Origin of the sequence: Sphingorhabdus sp. (assembly GCF_044374345.1) — a bacterium.
Classification (GTDB): domain Bacteria; phylum Pseudomonadota; class Alphaproteobacteria; order Sphingomonadales; family Sphingomonadaceae; genus Sphingorhabdus_B.
In genome coordinates, this window is record NZ_JBILOS010000147.1 from 1 (window position 1) to 3,085 (window position 3,085).

2 protein-coding genes, 1 tRNA gene and 1 pseudogene are annotated in these 3,085 nt (G+C 58.8%); 3 read left to right on the forward strand and 1 reads right to left on the reverse strand.

From position 1 onward, the window contains the following. The 3 genes and pseudogenes from ACIQ5B_RS10655 to ACIQ5B_RS10665 form a co-directional block, all read left to right on the forward strand. Nucleotides 1-426: pseudogene (locus ACIQ5B_RS10655) on the forward strand (thioredoxin); the annotation flags it as partial. A gap of 109 nt (nt 427-535) precedes the next feature. After that, a tRNA-Thr gene (locus tag ACIQ5B_RS10660) sits at nt 536-611 on the forward strand. A 137-nt stretch (nt 612-748) separates the two neighbouring features. Further along, a complete protein-coding gene (locus ACIQ5B_RS10665; protein WP_397598996.1) occupies nt 749-1,420 on the forward strand; it encodes a nitroreductase in 672 nt (223 codons plus the stop codon). A gap of 38 nt (nt 1,421-1,458) precedes the next feature. On the opposite strand, the gene ACIQ5B_RS10670 is transcribed toward ACIQ5B_RS10665, so the two are convergent. After that, nucleotides 1,459-2,940: a UxaA family hydrolase gene (locus tag ACIQ5B_RS10670; RefSeq protein WP_397598997.1), complete on the reverse strand. Its 1,482-nt coding sequence runs from the start codon at nt 2,938-2,940 to the stop codon at nt 1,459-1,461. Between the last annotated feature and the right edge of the window lie 145 nt (nt 2,941-3,085).

The window sequence follows — 3,085 nt, forward strand, 5'->3', positions numbered from 1 at the left end:
AAGGCCCGCCGAAAACCGGTCAAGATGTGGATGATCGCGGCTGTCGCCTTTGCCATTTTGGTCGCAGCTATTGGCGGCGCGATATCCTATTTTGGCATGCCCGGCTTCAGCCTTTCAAACGCGGCCGCGGAGCCCGATCTGACCATCGTGTTGAACGACAATCTCGAACTCAACGAACGCGAAGATGGCACGCCGTATTTCATCGCGAGCGGCAGTATCGTCAACCCGACCGCCGTGGAGCAAAATGTGCCTGAAATGCTGGTCACGCTGAAAGATGCGAGCAGCCGACCCGTTTACAGCTGGAAAATGAAGGCAAAGACACGCACCCTTGGCCCCGGAGAAAAGGTCGATTTTAGCGAGGCACGGCTCGACGTTCCGCTGGCCGCCAAAGAAATCAGCGTCGGCTGGGTCCTTTCCGGCGAATAAGGGCGCGCTATTTAGCGCGTGCATTCCATGCGACCCCGCTATTTGGCACAAGGTCACTTGAACTCACAGACGCACTTGGCTATGCGCTCCCCACGGCCAACAGGCCAGCGCCGCCTTAGCTCAGTTGGTAGAGCATCGCATTCGTAATGCGGGGGTCGTAGGTTCGAATCCTATAGGCGGCACCATTTTTTCTCATGCACTTTACTTCAGCCCGCATTGGGTCTCGCTGGCTTAACTCCAGCTACGCGGCAACTGACTGATTATTCAGCACATAAGGCACTTGTGCTTGACCGTGCGTGACTTGCACGGCAGGAAGCATCGCATGAACCAGCTGACTGTTAGCGAAGCCGTACTTTCCCGCCGTTCCATCCGGGCGTTCAAGCCCGATGCCGTTCCCTTGGATGTGTTGCATCGGGTCATGGACATGGCGCGGTGGGCGCCTTCTGGCTGTAACTTCCAACCTTGGGAGGCAACGATCCTCACCGGGGAGCCGCTGGCTGAACTGCAGAAGAAGATGCTGGCATCGCCGATGCAGGACCCGCCTGAATATTCATGGTCAGAGCCCGAAGTCATCCCGGAATGTAAGGCGCGCCTGCAACAGGTTGGTGCGTCCATGTATCAGGCAATGGGTATTGGCCGTGCCGACGCCGATGCGCGGGGTCAATTCGTGCACAACAATGTCATGTCGTTCAAAGCACCTGCTGTGCTGATGTGCTATTTCGACCGCCGCATGGGTTCGCCGCAATGGTCAGATGTTGGCATGTGGCTGCAAACGATCATGCTGCTGCTGCGTGGCGAAGGTTTGGACACGTGCCCGCAAGAATTCCTCGCCATGCACGCAAAGCTCATCAAGGAGTTCATCGGCGTGTCGGATGAGACGCATATTTTCTTCTGCGGCATTGCCATTGGCTACCGCGATGAAGAAGCTGCGGTGAATGCTTTTGATCGTCAGCGCGAGCCGGTTGAAGGCAATGTGCGCTTCATGGGTTTTTAGGGGCTGCGCGTCGGCGCGCTAAATAAGCGCGCGTCCATTCAATAGGTTGCGCCGGGTATCCACGGCACCCATTCGTTTTCGCCAAGGCCAAGCAATTCCGACGCCGTTTTTTGGCCGCTGGCGGTTTCCAGAATGCGGGTGAATATCTGCGCGCCCATGTCATCGACGCTGACGCCGTCTAATATGCCGCTGCAATCCACGTCGATGTCGTCCGCCATATTTCGTGCGAGGGCAGCGTTGGATGCAAGCTTGATGGTTGGCGACGGGATCGATCCAAAGACCGAGCCACGGCCCGTCGTAAATAAAATCAAATGCGCGCCGCCTGCAATCTGGCCCGTGGCAGAGCATGGGTCATATCCCGGTGAGTCCATGAACGTCAGGCCGGGGGCCGTCACCTTTCGGGCATAGTCTATGACCGCGTTGAGCGGTGTTGAGCCTGCTTTGGCAACCGCGCCCAAGGATTTTTCGAGAATGGTGGTGATGCCGCCCGCCTTGTTCCCCGGCGACGGGTTGTTGTCGAGGCTTGCGCCATCGCGCGCTGCATATTCCTCCCACCAGACAAGCCTATCGGCGAGCGTATCCGCAACGTCTGGCGATACAGCACGGCGCACGAGCAGATGCTCAGCACCATAAATTTCTGGCGTTTCGGACAAGATGGCGCGGCCACCTGCGGCCACCAGCCGGTCGACTGCTGCGCCCAGCGCCGGGTTTGCGGTTATCGCGGAATAGCCGTCGGACGCACCGCATTGCAGACCGATGGTGAGGTTCGCAGCGGAGACAGATTGGCGGCGACATAAGTTGGCGCTGCGCACAAGGCGTTCCGCAATCTCGATGCCTGCGCTGATCGCCGCAGCCGTCCCGCCCGCGTCTTGAATGTTGAGCGCATCTCCGCGAAAGCCTGGCATGTCCTGAATTTGGTTCACTTCGCAGCCAAGCCCTACCAAAAGGACGCCGGCGAAATTGGGGTTCGTGGCGTATCCTGTGATGGTATGACGCAGATTTTCAATGCCGCGGCCGTCCTTCGCCATGCCGCATCCCGAATGGTGGGTGAAGGCGACGACGCCGTCGACATAGGGAAAGGCGGCCAGACGCTCCGGCGTGAAATGGGCCGCAATACGGCGCGCCACCGTCGCAGAACAGTTCACCGAAGTCAGGATGCCGATGAAGTTGCGCGTGCCAATTTGACCATCGGCACGAACAAACCCGTCGAAGCTGGCCTCGATCGGATCGGGCGTGCGCAGGTCGACCCCCGTCTCGCTGCCCGCAGCCGTGCGCGCGAAATGCAAATTGTGGCTATGCACATGTGCACCCGCGGCAATGGCTTCAGACGCAAGGCCAATGGGTTGGCCAAGCTTGATAACCGCGTCGCCGCTGGCAATCGCGGTCAAGGCAACCTTATGACCGGCCGATATGGGTTCGGCGACCTTGCACCCGTTTGCCAGGACATCGCCGGGGGCAAGGTCAGCAATGGCTATCGCAACATTATCGCGCGCATTGGCAATGATGAAGCGTGGCGTCATCGCCTATTGCACTTCAACCTTTGCAAGGCGCGGCGACAGCAAATGGATGGCCGCAACCGCGAGGAAATACACCGTGGTGCAGATCGCAAAGATGATGGTGTAATTGCCTTGGGTCGCGTCCAGAACCAAGCCGGTCGACTTCGCC

What these genes read in the sequence shown, in the direction of transcription:
- ACIQ5B_RS10665 (WP_397598996.1), top strand. Translation starts at nt 749, where the DNA reads ATGAACCAGCTGACTGTTAGCGAAGCCGTACTTTCCCGCCGTTCCATC.
- ACIQ5B_RS10670 (WP_397598997.1), bottom strand. Translation starts at nt 2,940, where the DNA reads ATGACGCCACGCTTCATCATTGCCAATGCGCGCGATAATGTTGCGATA.